The sequence below is a fragment of the Leclercia sp. LSNIH3 genome (assembly GCF_002935105.1).
Taxonomy (GTDB): domain Bacteria; phylum Pseudomonadota; class Gammaproteobacteria; order Enterobacterales; family Enterobacteriaceae; genus Enterobacter; species Enterobacter adecarboxylatus.
In genome coordinates, this window is the sequence record NZ_CP026387.1 from 2,002,831 (window position 1) to 2,019,687 (window position 16,857).

The 16,857-nt window shown below is 55.4% G+C and carries 13 protein-coding genes and 3 tRNA genes; 1 reads left to right on the forward strand and 15 read right to left on the reverse strand.

All coding sequences use genetic code 11. The annotated features are described in order from the left end of the window. Window positions 1-77: 77 nt before the first annotated feature. The 12 genes from rnr to nnr all read right to left on the reverse strand — a co-directional run bounded on the left by rnr (window position 78) and on the right by nnr (window position 15,009). Window positions 78-2,519, reverse strand: a complete 2,442-nt coding sequence (gene rnr / locus C3F35_RS09710; RefSeq protein ID WP_032616185.1) for a ribonuclease R — start codon at window positions 2,517-2,519, stop codon at window positions 78-80. 38 nt (window positions 2,520-2,557) lie between these two features. Further along, window positions 2,558-2,983: a nitric oxide-sensing transcriptional repressor NsrR gene (gene nsrR / locus C3F35_RS09715; RefSeq protein WP_032616184.1), complete on the reverse strand. Its 426-nt coding sequence runs from the start codon at window positions 2,981-2,983 to the stop codon at window positions 2,558-2,560. Between the two features lie 201 nt (window positions 2,984-3,184). Then, window positions 3,185-4,483, reverse strand: a complete 1,299-nt coding sequence (gene purA / locus C3F35_RS09720) for an adenylosuccinate synthase (protein ID WP_032616183.1) — start codon at window positions 4,481-4,483, stop codon at window positions 3,185-3,187. A 266-nt stretch (window positions 4,484-4,749) separates the two neighbouring features. Next, window positions 4,750-5,751 (reverse strand): protease modulator HflC, encoded by a 1,002-nt coding sequence (gene hflC, locus C3F35_RS09725; RefSeq protein WP_032616182.1) that lies wholly within the window; start codon window positions 5,749-5,751, stop codon window positions 4,750-4,752. A 2-nt stretch (window positions 5,752-5,753) separates the two neighbouring features. Beyond that, window positions 5,754-7,010 (reverse strand): FtsH protease activity modulator HflK, encoded by a 1,257-nt coding sequence (gene hflK, locus C3F35_RS09730; protein ID WP_077227713.1) that lies wholly within the window; start codon window positions 7,008-7,010, stop codon window positions 5,754-5,756. 116 nt (window positions 7,011-7,126) lie between these two features. Further along, window positions 7,127-8,407 (reverse strand): ribosome rescue GTPase HflX, encoded by a 1,281-nt coding sequence (gene hflX / locus C3F35_RS09735; RefSeq protein WP_103793118.1) that lies wholly within the window; start codon window positions 8,405-8,407, stop codon window positions 7,127-7,129. A 76-nt stretch (window positions 8,408-8,483) separates the two neighbouring features. Beyond that, the gene (gene hfq, locus C3F35_RS09740; protein ID WP_032616179.1) at window positions 8,484-8,792 is read right to left on the reverse strand and encodes an RNA chaperone Hfq; all 309 of its coding nucleotides are present in this window, start codon (window positions 8,790-8,792) and stop codon (window positions 8,484-8,486) included. 85 nt (window positions 8,793-8,877) lie between these two features. After that, window positions 8,878-9,828, reverse strand: coding sequence for a tRNA (adenosine(37)-N6)-dimethylallyltransferase MiaA (miaA, locus tag C3F35_RS09745; protein WP_032616178.1), 951 nt, complete (start codon window positions 9,826-9,828; stop codon window positions 8,878-8,880). Beyond that, window positions 9,821-11,668, reverse strand: a complete 1,848-nt coding sequence (mutL, locus tag C3F35_RS09750; RefSeq protein WP_032616177.1) for a DNA mismatch repair endonuclease MutL — start codon at window positions 11,666-11,668, stop codon at window positions 9,821-9,823. The genes miaA and mutL overlap by 8 nt, the downstream gene beginning before the upstream one ends. Before the next feature lie 9 nt (window positions 11,669-11,677). Then, a complete protein-coding gene (amiB, locus tag C3F35_RS09755) occupies window positions 11,678-13,012 on the reverse strand; it encodes an N-acetylmuramoyl-L-alanine amidase AmiB (protein WP_032616176.1) in 1,335 nt (444 codons plus the stop codon). A gap of 16 nt (window positions 13,013-13,028) precedes the next feature. After that, window positions 13,029-13,490, reverse strand: coding sequence for a tRNA (adenosine(37)-N6)-threonylcarbamoyltransferase complex ATPase subunit type 1 TsaE (gene tsaE / locus C3F35_RS09760; RefSeq protein ID WP_032616175.1), 462 nt, complete (start codon window positions 13,488-13,490; stop codon window positions 13,029-13,031). Further along, window positions 13,483-15,009 carry a bifunctional ADP-dependent NAD(P)H-hydrate dehydratase/NAD(P)H-hydrate epimerase gene (nnr, locus tag C3F35_RS09765; protein WP_103793117.1) on the reverse strand — a complete coding sequence of 509 codons (1,527 nt, stop codon included), beginning with the start codon at window positions 15,007-15,009 and terminating at the stop codon, window positions 13,483-13,485. The genes tsaE and nnr overlap by 8 nt, the downstream gene beginning before the upstream one ends. Here nnr and queG point away from each other — a divergent pair. Beyond that, entirely contained in the window at window positions 15,008-16,147 is a 1,140-nt protein-coding gene (gene queG, locus C3F35_RS09770; protein ID WP_059308905.1) for a tRNA epoxyqueuosine(34) reductase QueG, read from the forward strand. The two genes, nnr and queG, sit on opposite strands and share 2 nt — an antisense overlap. Before the next feature lie 270 nt (window positions 16,148-16,417). Here the strand turns inward: queG and C3F35_RS09775 are convergent. From C3F35_RS09775 to C3F35_RS09785, 3 genes are all read right to left on the reverse strand, one after another. Next, a tRNA-Gly gene (locus tag C3F35_RS09775) sits at window positions 16,418-16,493 on the reverse strand. Window positions 16,494-16,581: 88 nt separating this feature from the next. Further along, window positions 16,582-16,657: transfer RNA gene (locus C3F35_RS09780), tRNA-Gly, on the reverse strand. 81 nt (window positions 16,658-16,738) lie between these two features. Further along, window positions 16,739-16,814: transfer RNA gene (locus C3F35_RS09785), tRNA-Gly, on the reverse strand. Between the last annotated feature and the right edge of the window lie 43 nt (window positions 16,815-16,857).

A 16,857-nucleotide genomic window follows, 5' to 3' on the forward strand; every position in this document is an offset into this window, starting at 1 on the left:
AATATCTATTTTGTTACGGGATGCCTTACGGCTAAAAAGCGTCACCCCTTCCGGCTGGAAGGGGTGACTGGGAGGTATTACTCAGCGCTATTTTTCTTCGCTGCGCGCTTTGCTTTGGTCGCGGCGGCGATTTTCTGAGATTTCGCTGACGGCTTTTTCGCTGCTCTGGCTTCTTTCTTTGCGGCCTTCGGCTTCTGTTTTTTCTCGCCACGGAACGCGCTGTCCGGCTCGAAGTTCACCTTCTTCCCGGCCTGACGACGTTTGCCGCTGGTTTTACCGGCGGCCCCTCTCTTCGCTTTCTCGCGCTCGGTTTTACCCACGTTGCGCGGCGCTCGTTCGCTGGAGATCAGACTGAAGTCGATCTTACGCTCGTCCATGTTGACGGCTTCAACCTTCACTTCCACCCGATCGCCCAGACGATAGGTTTGCCCGCCAGATTCGCCAATCAGACGCTGCCCAACCTGGTCAAACCGGTAGTAGTCATTGTCCAGGCTGGAGACGTGCACCAGACCGTCGATAAACAGCTCATCCAGACGCACAAAGAAGCCAAAGCCGGTGACGCTGGCAATCACGCCTTTAAAGACATTACCAACTTGATCCAGCATGAAGTCACACTTCAGCCAGTCAGCCACGTCACGGGTTGCTTCATCTGCCCGGCGTTCTGCCATGGAACAGTGCTGGCCCAGTTGCAGCATCTCTTCCATGGAGTAGTGGTAACCACCGGTTTCCGTCGTGTTGCCTTTATGACCTTGCTCCTGCGCCAGCAGATACTTAATGGCGCGGTGCAGGGAGAGATCCGGGTAACGGCGGATCGGCGAGGTAAAGTGGGCATAAGACTGCAATGCCAGGCCGAAGTGACCACGGTTTTCTGGATCGTAAATCGCCTGCTTCATCGAACGCAGCAGCATGGTTTGCAGCATTTCTGCATCAGGGCGATCGCCAATGGATTCCAGCAATTCGGCGTAATCGCGCGGCTCCGGCTTGTTGCCACCCGGCAGCTCAAGCCCCAGTTCCGCCAGTACGGTACGGAACGAGGTAATGGCTTCCGTGGTCGGTTTATCGTGAATACGGAACAGCGCTGGCTCTTTGGCTTTCTCAACGAAGCGTGCCGCGGAGATGTTCGCCAGGATCATGCACTCTTCAATCAGCTTGTGCGCATCGTTACGCTGAGTCTGTTCAATACGCTCGATGCGACGTTCAGCGTTGAAGATGAACTTCGCTTCTTCACTCTCAAATGAAATGCCGCCGCGCTCTTCACGCGCCTGATCCAGCACTTTATAGAGGTTGTGCAACTCTTCGATGTGCTTCACCAGCGGCGCATACTGCTCACGCAGATCCTGGTCACCCTGCAGCATGTGCCACACTTTGGTGTAGGTCAGGCGAGCATGTGAGCTCATCACCGCTTCATAAAATTTGTAGCCCGTTAAACGCCCTTTGGTGGAGATGGTCATTTCACACACCATGCACAGACGATCAACCTGCGGGTTAAGCGAGCACAAACCGTTGGAGAGCACCTCTGGCAGCATCGGCACGACCTGGGACGGGAAGTATACCGAGGTGCCGCGGTTGCGCGCTTCACCATCCAGCGGCGTACCTGTGCGAACGTAATAGCTTACATCCGCAATCGCCACCCACAGCCTCCAGCCGCCGCCACGTTTTTTCTCGCAGTAGACGGCGTCATCAAAGTCACGGGCATCTTCGCCATCGATGGTGACCAGCGGCAGGTTGCGCAGATCCACGCGGCCTTCTTTTGCCGACTCCGGCACCTGCTCTTTCAGGCCTTCAATCTGCTCTTCAACCGCTTTTGGCCAGACGTAGGGGATTTCGTGGGTGCGCAGCGCCATATCCACGGCCATGCCGGTGCCCATGTTATCGCCCAGCACTTCAACAATCTTACCGATCGCTTTGGTGCGACGAGTTGGGCGCTGGGTCAGTTCAACGACCACCACAAAGCCCATCCGCGCGCCCATCACCTCTTCCGGTGGAATAAGGATGTCAAAGCTCAGGCGGCTGTCGTCCGGCACCACGAAACCGACGCCAGCGTCGGTGAAGTAGCGACCCACGATCTGGCTGGTTTTCGGCACCAGGACACGCACCACGCGCGCCTCACGACGACCTTTACGATCGGCACCCAGCGGCTGGGCCAGGATCTGGTCGCCATGGATGCACATCTTCATCTGTTCAGAGGAGAGATATAGGTCGTCCTTGCGGCCTTCGACGCGCAGGAAGCCAAAACCATCTCGGTGGCCAATCACGATGCCTTTCAGCAAGTCGAGACGTTCTGGCAGGGCATAGCACTGACGGCGGGTAAAGACCAGTTGTCCATCGCGCTCCATCGCACGCAGACGACGGCGAAGGGCTTCAATCTGCTCTTCGCCTTCAATGTTTAATTCAACGGCAAGTTCTTCACGGTTAGCGGGTTTTTCGCGTTTAGTTAAGTGTTCAATGATGAACTCGCGGCTTGGGATAGGATTAGCGTATTTTTCAGCTTCGCGTTCCTGGAAAGGATCTTGTGACATAGCGGTTCCTCCGTTGTCATCTCCGGTGGAAGTTTTCTTCATTCCACCAGCAATAATTTATACAGCGGTTGATTCTCTTCAACCAAATCGGCCAGCGTGTAGTTATCCAGCTCCATGAGAAAACTTTGCACGGCCTTTGAAAGCGCCTGTTTCAGACGACAGGCAGGGGTAATGTGGCAGAACGCGCTGCTGCAGTTCACCAGAGACAATGGCTCCAGTTCACGTACCACATCGCCAACACGAATACTCTGTGCCGGTTTACCGAGGCGGATGCCGCCATTTTTCCCGCGGACGGCAGCAACATATCCAGCACGGCTAAGTTGATTGATTATTTTGACCATATGATTACGGGACACGCCGTACACCTCTGTCACCTCAGAGATACTGGTCATCTGTCCAGCGGGTAACGACGCCATGTAGATCAGCGCACGTAATCCGTAATCGGTGAAACTTGTTAACTGCACATCAACCTCAGGAAAAGGGTAAATCGCGGTATATCCGCAGAGATATTCATTAATGATGATAAACCAGCCAGATAGTTAACGGCGAATTTATTTGGACTGAAAGGAGGGAAGGAGAAAGAAAAAGCCGGATGCGCATGGCTTTCCGGCCTACATTGCGTTTTGTCAGCCCGGCAAGCGCAGCGCCGCCGGGCAAAACCACGATTATGCGTCGAACGGGTCGCGCAGGATCATGGTTTCAGAACGGTCCGGGCCGGTAGAGATAATGTCAATCGGCACACCGGTCAGCTCTTCGATACGCTGAATGTAATTCAGAGCCGCCTGTGGCAGACCGCTACGCTCTTTCACGCCGAAGGTGGTTTCAGACCAGCCTGGCATGGTTTCGTAGATCGGCTCGATGCCCTGCCAGTCGTCAGCAGCCAGCGGAGTGGTGGTCACTTCGCGGCCATCCGGCATACGGTAGGCAACACAGATTTTCACTTCTTTCAGGCCGTCCAGGACGTCCAGTTTGGTCAGGCAGAAGCCAGACAGGGAGTTGATCTGCACTGCACGGCGCACAGCAACCGCATCCAGCCAGCCGGTACGACGACGACGACCAGTGGTCGCGCCAAACTCGTTACCCTGCTTGCAGAGGAACTCACCGATGTCATCAAACAGTTCGGTCGGGAATGGACCTGCACCCACGCGAGTGGAGTAAGCTTTGATGATACCCAGAACGTAATCCACATAACGTGGACCCAGGCCAGAGCCGGTCGCCACGCCACCCGCGGTGGTGTTAGAGGAGGTTACGTACGGATAGGTACCGTGGTCGATATCCAGCAGCGTACCCTGCGCACCTTCGAACATGACGAAATCGCCACGCTGACGCGCCTGGTCCAGCAGATCGGACACATCAACAACCATGCCGGTCAGGATGTCGGCAACGGCCATCACATCGTCCAGCACTTTCTGGTAGTCAACCGCGTCAACTTTGTAGAAGTTCACCAGCTGGAAGTTGTGATATTCCATCACTTCTTTCAGTTTTTCAGCAAAGGTAGCTTTGTCGAACAGGTCGCCAACGCGCAGACCGCGACGTGCAACTTTATCTTCGTAAGCCGGGCCAATACCACGACCGGTAGTACCGATCGCTTTCGCGCCACGCGCTTTTTCACGTGCCAGATCCAGCGCAACGTGGTAGTCGAGGATCAGCGGACAGGCTTCAGAGAGCAGCAGACGTTCGCGAACCGGGATGCCACGGTCTTCCAGGCCTTTCATCTCTTTCATCAGCGCAGCAGGAGACAGCACAACACCGTTACCGATGATGCTGGTCACATTGTCACGAAGAATGCCTGATGGAATAAGATGGAGGACGGTTTTTTCACCGTTGATTACGAGAGTATGGCCCGCGTTGTGACCACCCTGATAACGTACAACAAATTTAGCACGTTCAGTCAGAAGATCGACGATCTTCCCTTTACCTTCGTCACCCCATTGGGTGCCCAGTACGACGACGTTGTTACCCATTTTTCAAAATCACCGATTGCTTAAAAATGGATTCTACCATCGGTTTTGATGATGTTCAGCTTTTTTTGTATACAAATTTCGCCGAAATTGCCGGGTTCATGTTCAGTTAAACGATTACCTCAATATCTTGTGTGGCACGCTTGTTTTCATCACAAGAAGAGCCGGATAGACAAAAATGTAGCCTGATGGAAAACACTTGTTGGTTGAGTACGAATAAAAAAATGGCGCCTCAAAGAGACGCCATTTTCGTATTCAGACGGTGAAAATCAGCGGCCAGCAGTCGGAGACTTCATGTAGCGGAAGAAATCGCTGTCCGGGCTGAGTACCATCACATCCTGATTGCTCTGGAAGCTGCTTTCGTATGCACGCAGGCTACGAATAAAGGCATAGAAGTCTGGATCCTGACTGAACGCATCCGCGAACAGCTTAGCGGCTTCGGCATCGCCTTCACCACGCTGGATACGACCCTGACGCTCAGCTTCTGCCAGCGTTTTGGTCACTTCATAGTCTGCGGTTGCGCGCAGCTTTTCAGCCTCTTCCTGACCCTGTGAACGATGGCGACGGGCTACCGCTTCACGCTCAGCGCGCATACGGTTGTAAATCGCTTCGGACACTTCGGTCGGCAGGTTGATCTGCTTGATACGCACGTCAACCACTTCGATACCTAATGCAGCCATACTGTTCGGGTTGATTACCGGCACTTTGCCGTTGGTCTCAGCCTGAACACGTTCAGCCGCTTTGGCGATCGCATCGTCAGCCGCTGGCGTGGTCACTTCATCTTCGGTGCCAGCAGAGCCGGAGTTCAGGGCATCGCGCACTTCCAGGGTCAGACGACCACGGGAGTCGGTCACGATGTCTTTTACATCCAGACGACCAATTTCAGAACGCAGACGGTCAGAGAACTTACGTTTCAGCAGCACTTCGGCCTGGGAGACGTCGCCGCCGCCGGTTGCCAGGTAGTAACGGCTGAAATCACTGATACGCCACTTGATGTACGAGTCGACAATCAGGTCTTTCTTCTCTTTGGTCACAAAGCGATCGGCCTGGTTATCCATGGTCTGGATACGGGCATCCAGGGTTTTAACCGATTCGATCATCGGGATCTTAAAGTGCAGACCCGGCTCGTAAACCAGTGGTTTGTTTTCGCTGTCACGCAGGACTTTGCCAAAACGCAGGGTAATTCCGCGCTCGCCCTCTTTGACGACAAAAATAGAGGTATAAAGCACGACCAGCACGATGATGATGATCGCAATAACTGACTTACGCATCGTTATTCCCCCTGACGCTGGTAGTCGTTACGCTGCGCGTTGGCGCGGCGTTGGTCCATGATGTCACCATCGTTTGAAGAAGAGGTGGTGTTTGCGCTGGAGTTGCCTGATGACGCAGGTGGCAGACGCAGCAGGTTATTCGCTCCGCTGGTGTCGTTCTTCGCGCCAGTGGCGTTTGCGCCTTTCAGCATCTGGTCCAGTGGCAGAACCATCAGGTTGCCATTTTTGCTGTCATTCACCAGTACCTTACGGGTATGGCTCAGCACTTTCTCCATGGTCTCGATATAGAGACGCTCGCGGGTAATTTCCGGTGCGGCTTTATATTCAGGCAGCAGTTTCGCGAAACGCGCCACTTCACCCTGAGCTTCGAGGATAGTCTGAGTCTTATAGGCGCGCGCTTCTTCGAGGATACGCTGTGCCTGACCGTTTGCACGTGGCTGGACTTCGTTGATGTATGCTTCCGCTTCACGGATATACTGCTGTTCGTTTTCACGGGCAGCAATCGCATCGTCAAACGCTGCTTTCACTTCTTCCGGCGGACGAGCAGCCTGGAAGTTGACGTCCAGCAGGGTGATACCCATGTTGTACGGACGAATGGTCTCTTCCAGCTCGCGCTGGGTATCGCTACGAATAACGGTACGACCTTCGGTCAGAATACGGTCCATGGTGTATTTGCCGATCACGCCGCGCAGGGCGCTGTCGGTAGCCTGACGCAGGCTGTCATCCGCACTGGTCACGCTAAACAGATAGTGCTGTGGATCGGTCACGCGGTACTGCACGTTCATCTCAACGCGCACCACGTTTTCGTCAGACGTCAGCATCACGCCGGATGCCGCCAGCTCACGCACCGATTCAACGTTTACCGCCTTAACGTCATCGATAAAGGTTGGCTTCCAGTTCAGACCTGGCTCAACCAGATGGCTGAACTTACCGAAACGAGTGACAACACCGCGCTCGGCTTCTTTGATGGTGTAGAACCCGCTGGCAGCCCAGATAATTACCGCTGCAGCCGCAACAATAGTCACTACGCGACCGCCCATATGAGGACGCGGCCCCTGGCCAGTACCGCCGCCAGTGCCTTTACCACCGCCAAGACCGCCCAGCTTTTTACTCAGCTTGCGGAAGATATCATCCAGATCGGGTGGCCCCTGCTCGCGACCACCTTTGTTGCCATTTCCCCCGGAGTTGCCGCCTTGATTATTGCTGCTCCCCCACGGGTCGCGGTCTTGTCCGTTATTACCGGGCTGATTCCACGCCATGTATGTGCTCCATATTTGTTATGCGGTGATATACCTTCAAAGGCCTGGTATGCCGGAGCATCCATGGCGATTGGGGTATCCCAAAGGGCAAAAACCTTCAGGCATCTCCTTTCCGGTCAGACGACGTAGTCGACCAGCGCAGGTTCTTGTTTACAGAGGCGACGCCAGTCAACGATCGGCATACGCACTTGCAACCCCACGCTGCCGTCATCCTCCATCCACTCTTTTTCTATCGCCTGAAGCTGATAAAAACGGCTGCGCAGTCGGCCTTCCTCGGGCGGTAGACGCAGCGTGTGCTGGGCCACTTCACCGGAAAGACGTTCTGTTAAGGCCTGGAAAAGCAGTGGTACACCGACACCGGTCTGGGCAGAAAGCCAGACCCGAATCGGTATGTTCTCTTCATTTCTGTCGATACGCGGTTCGAAACCGTCCAGCATATCGATCTTGTTCATCACCAGCAGCGTTGGGATCTCGTGCGCATCAATCTCTTCCAGCACGATATTCACTGCGTCAATGTTTTCCTGCAGACGTACATCCGCAGCGTCAATCACGTGCAGCAGCAACGTCGCCTGACGGGTCTCCTGCAAGGTGGCTTTAAACGCAGCCACCAGATCGTGCGGCAAATGGCGGATAAACCCAACGGTATCCGCCAGCACGGTTTCACCGACATCCGTTACATCAATGCGGCGCAGCGTCGGATCCAGGGTCGCAAACAGCTGGTCTGCGGCGTAAACCTGGGCCTCAGTGATCTGGTTAAACAGGGTGGATTTACCGGCGTTGGTATAACCGACCAGCGACACCGTCGGAATGTCTGCTTTCTGTCGGGAGCGGCGCCCTTGCTCACGTTGTTTCTCAACTTTTTCCAACCGTGAGAGGATTTGCATTATACGGCCACGCAGCAAGCGACGGTCGGTTTCGAGCTGGGTTTCACCCGGGCCACGCAAACCAATCCCGCCTTTCTGTCTTTCAAGGTGTGTCCAGCCGCGCACCAGGCGCGTTGCCAGATGGCGCAACTGCGCCAGCTCAACCTGCAGCTTCCCTTCATGAGTACGCGCACGTTGAGCAAAAATGTCTAAAATCAAACCCGTTCGATCGATAACACGACATTCGCACAGACGTTCCAGGTTGCGTTCCTGGGCCGGTGTCAGGGCGTGATCAAAAAGCACGACTGATGCGCCAGTCGCTTTAACGGCATCCGCAATCTCTACTGCTTTACCTTCACCAACAAAATACTTTGGGTGCGGCGCTTTACGGCTACCGGTAATCACCTGCATTGCTTCGACACCGGCGGAAGAGACCAGAGATTCAAACTCCTGGAGATCTTCCATATCTTTGTCTTGCGAAAAATAGATGTGTACCAGCACCGCCTGCTTACCGGCATCATAACGGTCAAACAAGCGTAAACCTCTCTAAAAAGATCAGCGGGGAACGCAGAAACCTGGCTCCCCGATATGGAAATAACAGCCAGTAACCTTATTCGGTTTCTTCGCTGTCCTGCGCAGGCGCAGAAGAGCCCTGTGCGTTGCTGCCATGATGGTAGTTACTGGAACCGCCGCCAGCGTTATTGCTGTGATGAGATACCGGGCGAGACGGAACAACAGTAGAAATCGCGTGCTTGTAGACCATCTGGCTGACCGTGTTTTTCAACAGGATCACGAACTGATCGAAAGACTCAATTTGACCTTGCAGCTTAATACCATTCACCAAATAAATAGAAACTGGAACACGTTCACGACGCAGTGCGTTCAAGAACGGATCTTGTAAAGATTGCCCCTTAGCCATTCTATCTTTTCCTTATATGCTTGTTTTGTACTTAGAACCTTGCGATTCTGAAAAATTGCGCACGATACGGCTTAATTGTACACATTCAGTCTGCGATATCACCAACAACCTGTAACACATCTTGTAGCGCCTGCTGCGGTTTCTCACTGTCTAACCAGTGAATACCGTCCCAACCGCGCAACCAGGTCATCTGGCGTTTCGCTAACTGTCTCGTGGCGCAAATACCTCGATAAACCATTTCATCATGTGATATTTCACCTTCAATGTATGACCACATCTGGCGATAACCCACACAACGAATGGAAGGCATATCCGTATGCAAATCTCCACGGGCAAATAGCGCCCGCACTTCTGCTTCAAAATCTGAAGCTAACATCTGATGAAAACGCTGCTCAATTCGTTGATGGAGCAGTTCACGGCTCGCCGGGGCGATGGCGAACTGATGCACCTGATACGGCAGAGCCTCTCCTGACGTTTGCGTCAGTTCCGTTAAAGTTTTACCCGAAATGAAAAAAACTTCCAGTGCCCGGGAAAGCCTTTGCGGATCATTTGGATGAATACGTGCTGCGGCAACCGGATCGATTTCAGCCAGTTGTTCATGCAACGCACCCCATCCCTGCTCTGCCGCCTGTTGCTCAATTTTTGCTCTTACTTCAGGATCTGCCGATGGCAATGGCGATAACCCTTCCAGTAAGGCTTTGAAATAGAGCATGGTTCCACCCACTAACAGGGGGATACGACCTGCCGCACTGATCTCTGCCATCTGCGCCAGCGCATCGCGACGAAAATCTGCCGCCGAATACGCCTGCGCCGGGTCAAGGATATCCAGTAATCGGTGCGGCGCGGCGCGTAATTCGTCTGCGTTCGGCTTTGCTGTACCGATATCCATCCCCTGATAAATAAGGGCGGAATCAACGCTAATCAACTCTACTGGCAAAACTTTACGTAACTCAATGGCTAACGCTGTTTTGCCGGAGGCCGTTGGCCCCATCAAAAATATCGCCTTAGGCAGGCTGGTATTACTCAAGTCACTCATTTTTCAGGGCGTTCATCGCCGAATGTAGATCTACAGGTTGTAATAAACCACCCGGCGGCGCTTTCACCAGCTGCGGGCAGAGGCGTTCGACCTCAGCCAGCACCGTGATCGCCTGCGCCATACTCCACGTCGAATGTTCGCTGGCCAGTTGGCGAGCGATCCACTGCGCGGTGTTGGCGGCATCAAACGTCGTTTGTTGCGCCAGGTAGCCTATCAGTTCAGGAATCAAGTTTTGTAAATTTTGTTGGCGTAAGGGTAAAGGCACGGCCCGAAGCGTGACATGGTGCGCTTCGGTCACCATCTGGATGCCCATTTCAGCCAGCGCCGTTTGATAACGCTGGATGACCTGCGTCTCTTGCGCCGAGATTTTTATCCGCACCGGGATCAGCAGCGGCTGGGCGCAGGCCTGATGCGGCCCGGGGGCAAGCTGCGCCTGCTTTAACCAGCGTTCGGCGACCGGTAGGGACAACAGCGCCAGCTGGCCGTCACGCTCCAGCAGGGCAGTATCCGGCGCTACGATGGTCAGCACCCGACCAAAACTCTGGCTATGCCCCGCCAGCGTAGGGGCCGCGGGCGCGCTATCTTCTGCTTTATGTGCGGGAGCTGGGGTATCAAGCAATGTGCGATAGACCGCGCCCGCCTGCTTTTGGTAACCCGGCTGGGCATGGGGGTAGCTGGCACCCGATGCTCGCGGGGCCGATCCGCTGGATGCAAAGCGCGGCGCGGCCGGTTCACGTGCGACAGCCGGTTCTGCAAACTGGTTTTTACCCGCCGCTACGCGGTTTTCCGGGATAGGACGCGGCGCAGGTGCCACATCAGTCAACGGCAGGGTCGGATCGGCCTGCTGCTGTAACACGCTCAACACGCCCTGGTAGATAAAGTCATGCACCAGCCGTGACTGATGAAAACGCACTTCATGTTTGGCCGGATGAACGTTAACGTCCACCTGATGCGGGTCGATCTCCAGATAGAGCACAAAAGCGGGCTGCTCTCCGGCACCGAGTTTATCCTCGCACGCCTGGCGGATCGCATGATTGATCAGGCGGTCACGCATCATGCGCCCGTTCACGTAGCAATACTGGATCTCAGCAAATGCCGCGCTGCTCGCTTTCGGATCCGCCACCCAGCCGCGCAGGGTCAAATCGCCATGCTGCCACTCAATCGCCAGCGCCTGTTCAAGGAAGGGCGTACCGCAGATTGCACCCAGTCGGCGCTCTTTTTGCCCGCCCTGCGCCACGGCGCGGTACTGGCGCATCATCTTGCCGTTATGACTCAAATTGATGGTGACATCGAAACGCGCCAGCGCGATGCGGCGAATAATCTCGTCGATATGGCCGAATTCGGTTTTCTCGGTGCGCATAAATTTGCGCCGCGCGGGGGTGTTGTAGAACAGATCCAGCACTTCCAGCGTGGTGCCCACCGGGTGCGCGGCGGGTTTAACCGTCACGTCCATATCCCGGCCTTCGGCGTAAGCCTGCCAGGCTTCCGGCTGCTCTGCCGTGCGGGAAGTGAGCGTTAAGCGGGAGACAGAGCTGATACTCGCCAACGCTTCGCCGCGAAAACCGAGGCTGATGATGGCTTCGAGATCGTCAAGGGAGGCGATTTTGCTGGTTGCATGACGGGCCAGCGCTAACGCCAGCTCCTCTTTTTTGATGCCGCAGCCGTTATCACGAATACGGATGAGTTTCGCGCCGCCGCGCTCAATATCAATATCGATGCGGGTCGCACCCGCATCGAGACTGTTTTCCACCAGCTCTTTCACGACCGACGCAGGGCGTTCTACCACCTCACCGGCGGCGATTTGGTTCGCAAGCTGCGGCGGCAGAACCTGAATCGGCATGAAATCTCCTTAGTTGGTCGAGGTCGACTCGCCCGGTAATACGGCGCTGGCTGTCTGCGCCGCGCCACCCTGCGGTGCAGACTGGAGCGGATGCGTATCAAAATAGTTACGCAGGCCTTTATAAATCGCTTCGGCAATCTGCTGCTGGTAGTTATCGCTGCCCAGCAGTCGCTCTTCACCGTTATTACTGATAAAGCCAGTTTCGACCAGAATGGACGGGATATCCGGCGAACGCAGCACGCCCAGGCTGGCATGTTCCGGGCGGCGCTTATGCAGGGAACCCACACTTTGCAGCTGATTCAGGACGTTAGTCGCTACATCATACCCGACACGCTGGGAATGGCCGAACTGTAAATCCAGTACCGCCTGGCTCAGGTAGGGATCCGACTGGCTGTTCGCCAGCACGTCACCTGCCCCGCCCAACAGCTCGGATTGCTTTTCATGTTCCTCAAGCCAGTTTGCCATTTCACTGTTAGCACGACGGTTGGAAAGCACCCATACGGATGCCCCCGTCGCGCTGCGGTTGGGAGCCGCATCGGCATGCACAGAAACGAGGAAATTAGCGTTCTGCTGACGCGCCACGTCAGAACGGCCCATGACCGAGATAAAATAATCGCCGTCACGGGTTAATACACCTTTAAACATCGGGTCGTTGTTCAGCAGGGTTCGCAGCTTACGGGCAATGGCGATAGTCACGTTCTTCTCACGCGTGCCGCCCGGTCCGATAGCGCCAGGATCATCGCCACCGTGTCCTGCATCAATCGCAATGATAACCTTATCGCCGTTTGTCTGGCGCGCCTGGACGGCCGGACGGGTCACGGTATTGCTGCTGGTGACGCTGGTAATACGATCGCTGCCGGATTTAAACGGATTGCGGGCTGGCTCTGAAGGACGCGGTGCAACCACAGGCGCTTCCACCCGCTTTGCCACTACCGGTGGTGGTGGAGGCGGCGGCGGTGCATCGGCGTTGATGGTAAAAATCACCATGTAGTTCGCGCCGTTCTGTTGCTTCACCGCCCGGGTCTTGCCGTTTTGCGTTAAATCGACCACCAGACGCAAGGACTGATTGTCTTTCGGCGTACCGGAACGAATGCTATGCACCAGGTTATTGCCGCTGAACTGCAGCGGCAACCCTTTGATAACACCGGTCTGTTTGATATCCAGTGCGACGCTGCGCTTATCGTCCTGCGAAAAAGCATACTCAGGATCGCCCATAAAGCTGAAGGTGATCCGGGCCTGATTGTCGCCGTTGGACACCTGAATATCGGACAACGTTGCTGCCCCGGTCTGGGCACAAAACAGCACCGTTGCAGCCATCAACCAACTTTTAACGCGATTAATCATCCCGTTATCTCTTCTTTTAACCGGCCAACCGCGCCAGTATGGAGTGACCTGATGCGGAGACAGCAGTGACGCGGGCTTCACGCCCTTGCGCCTGATACTCCAGGTGAATTTCAACATCCGGGTCAGGCAAGACGCCCGTACCCTGCTGCGGCCACTCTACCAGGCAAATGGCATCGTTGGCGAAATAGTCACGGATCCCCATAAATTCCAGCTCTTCAGGATCGGCAAGGCGATAGAGATCGAAGTGGTACACCATCAGGTTATCCAGGGTGTACGGCTCCACCAGCGTATAGGTCGGGCTTTTCACGTTTCCCTGATGTCCCAGCGCCTGTAAGAAGCCCCGGCTAAAGGTGGTTTTACCCGCGCCAAGGTCGCCATACAGATAAATGACGGTTGCGCCCTTGCAGGCCTGCGCCACGCGCTGGCCGAGATCTAAAGTTGCCTGTTCGTCGGGTAAAGGGATCACTCGATTAATCATTTTCTACGTCAATTATTTCCGGGTTAACAACACGCCGTAGCGTGTCAAAAAGATCGGTTGCCAGCATGCCGCGCGTACCGTACTGGTCAGCCAGCCGATCGGCGGCTGCACCATGCACGACGCAGCCTGCGCAGGCAGCATCATAAAGCGCCAGTTTCTGTCCGAGCAACGCCCCGATAATACCGGAAAGCACATCGCCCATACCGCCGCTCGCCATGCCCGCATTGCCGGCATCAATAATACCTGACATTCCGCTTTCACTGGCGACGACGGTGCCAGCGCCTTTCAGCACTACCACACCACCGTAACGTTTTACCAGACGCTGGGCAGAATGTAAGCGATCGCTTTCAATTTCTGCAACGCTGCAGTTAAGCAGACGCGCGGCCTCGCCGGGGTGCGGCGTCAGGATGCGATTGTGACGTTTATCCGGGTTGATTGCCAGAAGGTTCAGCGCGTCAGCGTCCCAAAGCATGGCGTGCCGAAAGTTCTCGACCTTGCGTAACGCCTCTTTACCCCAGGACGCTTGTCCCAGACCGGGGCCAATTACGACCACATCGGCCCACTGCAGGCTGTCGTCCAGCGCCTCAGCGGTCAGTTCGTGTACCATCAGCTCAGGCCGGGCGGTGACGATCGGGGCAATATTTTCGCGGCGGGTCAGAACGCGCACCAGCCCTGCCCCCGTTCGCAGCGCCGCTTCGCCGGTCATGCGGATAGCCCCTGCGGTGCCGTGATCGCCGCCGATGATCACCAGTCGGCCGTGATCGCCCTTATGGGAGGTAGGACGACGCGGAGGTAGCCATTGCGCCAGTTGCGAAGCATCAAAGCGGCTGATGGGCGTCTCTTGTCCGGCAAGCCAGCCTTCCAGCCCGAGGGCGTTATGGTGCAGTTCCCCGACGACATCACGCGCTTTCCCGGTCAACAGGCCGGGCTTGAGGGCAACAAAGGTCACCGTATGGTTAGCGTGAATGACGTCGCCGGGCGTGGTGCCCGTCTGGGCGTTCAGCCCGGAGGGCACATCCAGCGCAACGATGGAGGCCGGGTGGTGGTTAGCGTGCGCGATTAATCTGGCAATCTCATTACGTGGCGCACTACGTAACCCCGTTCCCAGCAGGCCGTCGACGATCAGATCGACCTCTTCGGGCCAGGCCGTATCTGCAGCATGGATCACCCCCGCCGCCTCCAGCCAGGTTTCCCGCGCTTTTGCAGCCTCTTCGGGAAGCGGTTTGTCGCTCTCCTGCGCCAACAGCGTCACGGTTATACCGGCGGCCAGCGCCAGGCGTGCGACGACATAACCATCGCCACCGTTGTTGCCATGGCCACACAGGATCAGCCAGTGTCTGGCCTGCGGATACGCCCTGCGGGCAACGGCAAACGCTGCCTCACCCGCGCGCTGCATCAGTTCATAAAGCGTCATACCAATGCTGTCTGCAGCCTCTTGTTCGACGCGACGTAGCGCCTCCGCCGGCCAGACAGAATGTGGTATACTTGCGGGGTTTTTCTTCACAGTATGGTCCGTCATGTCACAGCCCCTCGATCTCAATCAGTTAGCGCAAAACATTAAACAGTGGGGCGCTGAGCTTGGTTTTCAACACGTGGGTATCACCGATACCGATCTCTCTGCCAGTGAGCCAAAACTCCAGGCATGGCTGGATAATCAATACCACGGCGAGATGGAGTGGATGGCGCGTCACGGCATGATGCGCGCCCGCCCGCATGAACTGCTGCCGGGAACGCTGCGCGTGATCAGTGTGCGGATGAACTACCTTCCCGCCCGGGCCGCTTTTGCCAGCACGCTAAAAGACCCCACGCTGGGATACGTCAGCCGTTATGCCCTGGGGCGTGATTATCATAAATTGTTGCGTAACCGGCTCAAAAAGCTGGGGGAAATGATCCAGCAGCAATGCGCCACGCTGAATTTTAGACCCTTTGTCGATTCCGCGCCTGTTCTTGAGCGGCCCCTGGCTGAAAAAGCGGGACTTGGCTGGACAGGTAAGCACTCACTTATCCTCAGCCGCGACGCCGGTTCCTTTTTCTTCCTGGGCGAGCTACTGATTGATCTCCCCCTGCCGGTGGATAAGCCGGTTGAAGATGGCTGTGGGCGCTGTGTCGCCTGCATGACTATCTGCCCTACCGGCGCCATCGTAGAGCCTTACACCGTCGATGCCCGCCGCTGCATCTCCTATCTGACCATTGAACTTGAAGGGGCGATCCCGGAAGAGTTCAGGCCGTTAATCGGCAATCGCATTTATGGCTGCGATGACTGCCAGCTGATCTGCCCGTGGAACCGTTATTCACAGTTAACGGAAGAGGACGACTTCAGTCCGCGCAAGGCCCTGCACGCTCCGCCGCTCATTGAGCTGTTTGGCTGGAGTGAAGCCTGGTTTTTAAAGGTAACGGAGGGATCGGCTATTCGCCGTATCGGGCACTTGCGCTGGCTGCGTAATATCGCCGTCGCGCTGGGAAATGCTCCCTGGGATGAAGCCAATATTCAGGCTCTGGAAAGTCGCCGAGGTGAGCACCCACTTCTTGATGAACACATAGAATGGGCGGTTGCGCAGCAAATCGCCAGGCGAAACGCCTGTGCTGTAGAGGTGCAATTACCGCAGAAAAACAGGCTGGTCCGGGTGGTCGAAAAAGGGCTGCCGCGGGATGCATGATGTTTCCACAGCCTGTGAATAAAATTTAAAAGCCAGAAACCATCTGGGCCAGGCTATTGGTCAAGTGATCGGCTTAACATTTTGAAATGATATTTTCTCTATAATTTTCAATAAATTATAAAGTTACTATTCATCAGGCGAAGTATTTGGCTATTCGCAGAAAATTAACAAAGCTGTGGATAAGTCTGTTAAGAAGAGTTTGTCAGAAATGAAACAAATCATCCCCGGCGGGGCTTGCCGCGGTGGATATCTGGAAGAGGAGAAAAAATTTGGAGCGGGAAACGAGACTCGAACTCGCGACCCCGACCTTGGCAAGGTCGTGCTCTACCAACTGAGCTATTCCCGCTTAATCTTTGTCTTTCACGCTGCTGCTTGGTTGCAACCTGAAAGTCTGCGATTTTGGTGGTGTGTATCTTGCGATACTTTTCAAATTTTGGAGCGGGAAACGAGACTCGAACTCGCGACCCCGACCTTGGCAAGGTCGTGCTCTACCAACTGAGCTATTCCCGCTTAATCTTCGTCTTTCACGTTGCTGCTTTGTTGCAACCTGAAAGCCTGCGATTGGTGGTCTTACTGCACAGCGAACAGATTTGGAGCGGGAAACGAGACTCGAACTCGCGACCCCGACCTTGGCAAGGTCGTGCTCTACCAACTGAGCTATTCCCGCAAAATCTGTGCTGTCGTAACGATGAATTCTCTGTCGTTACGGG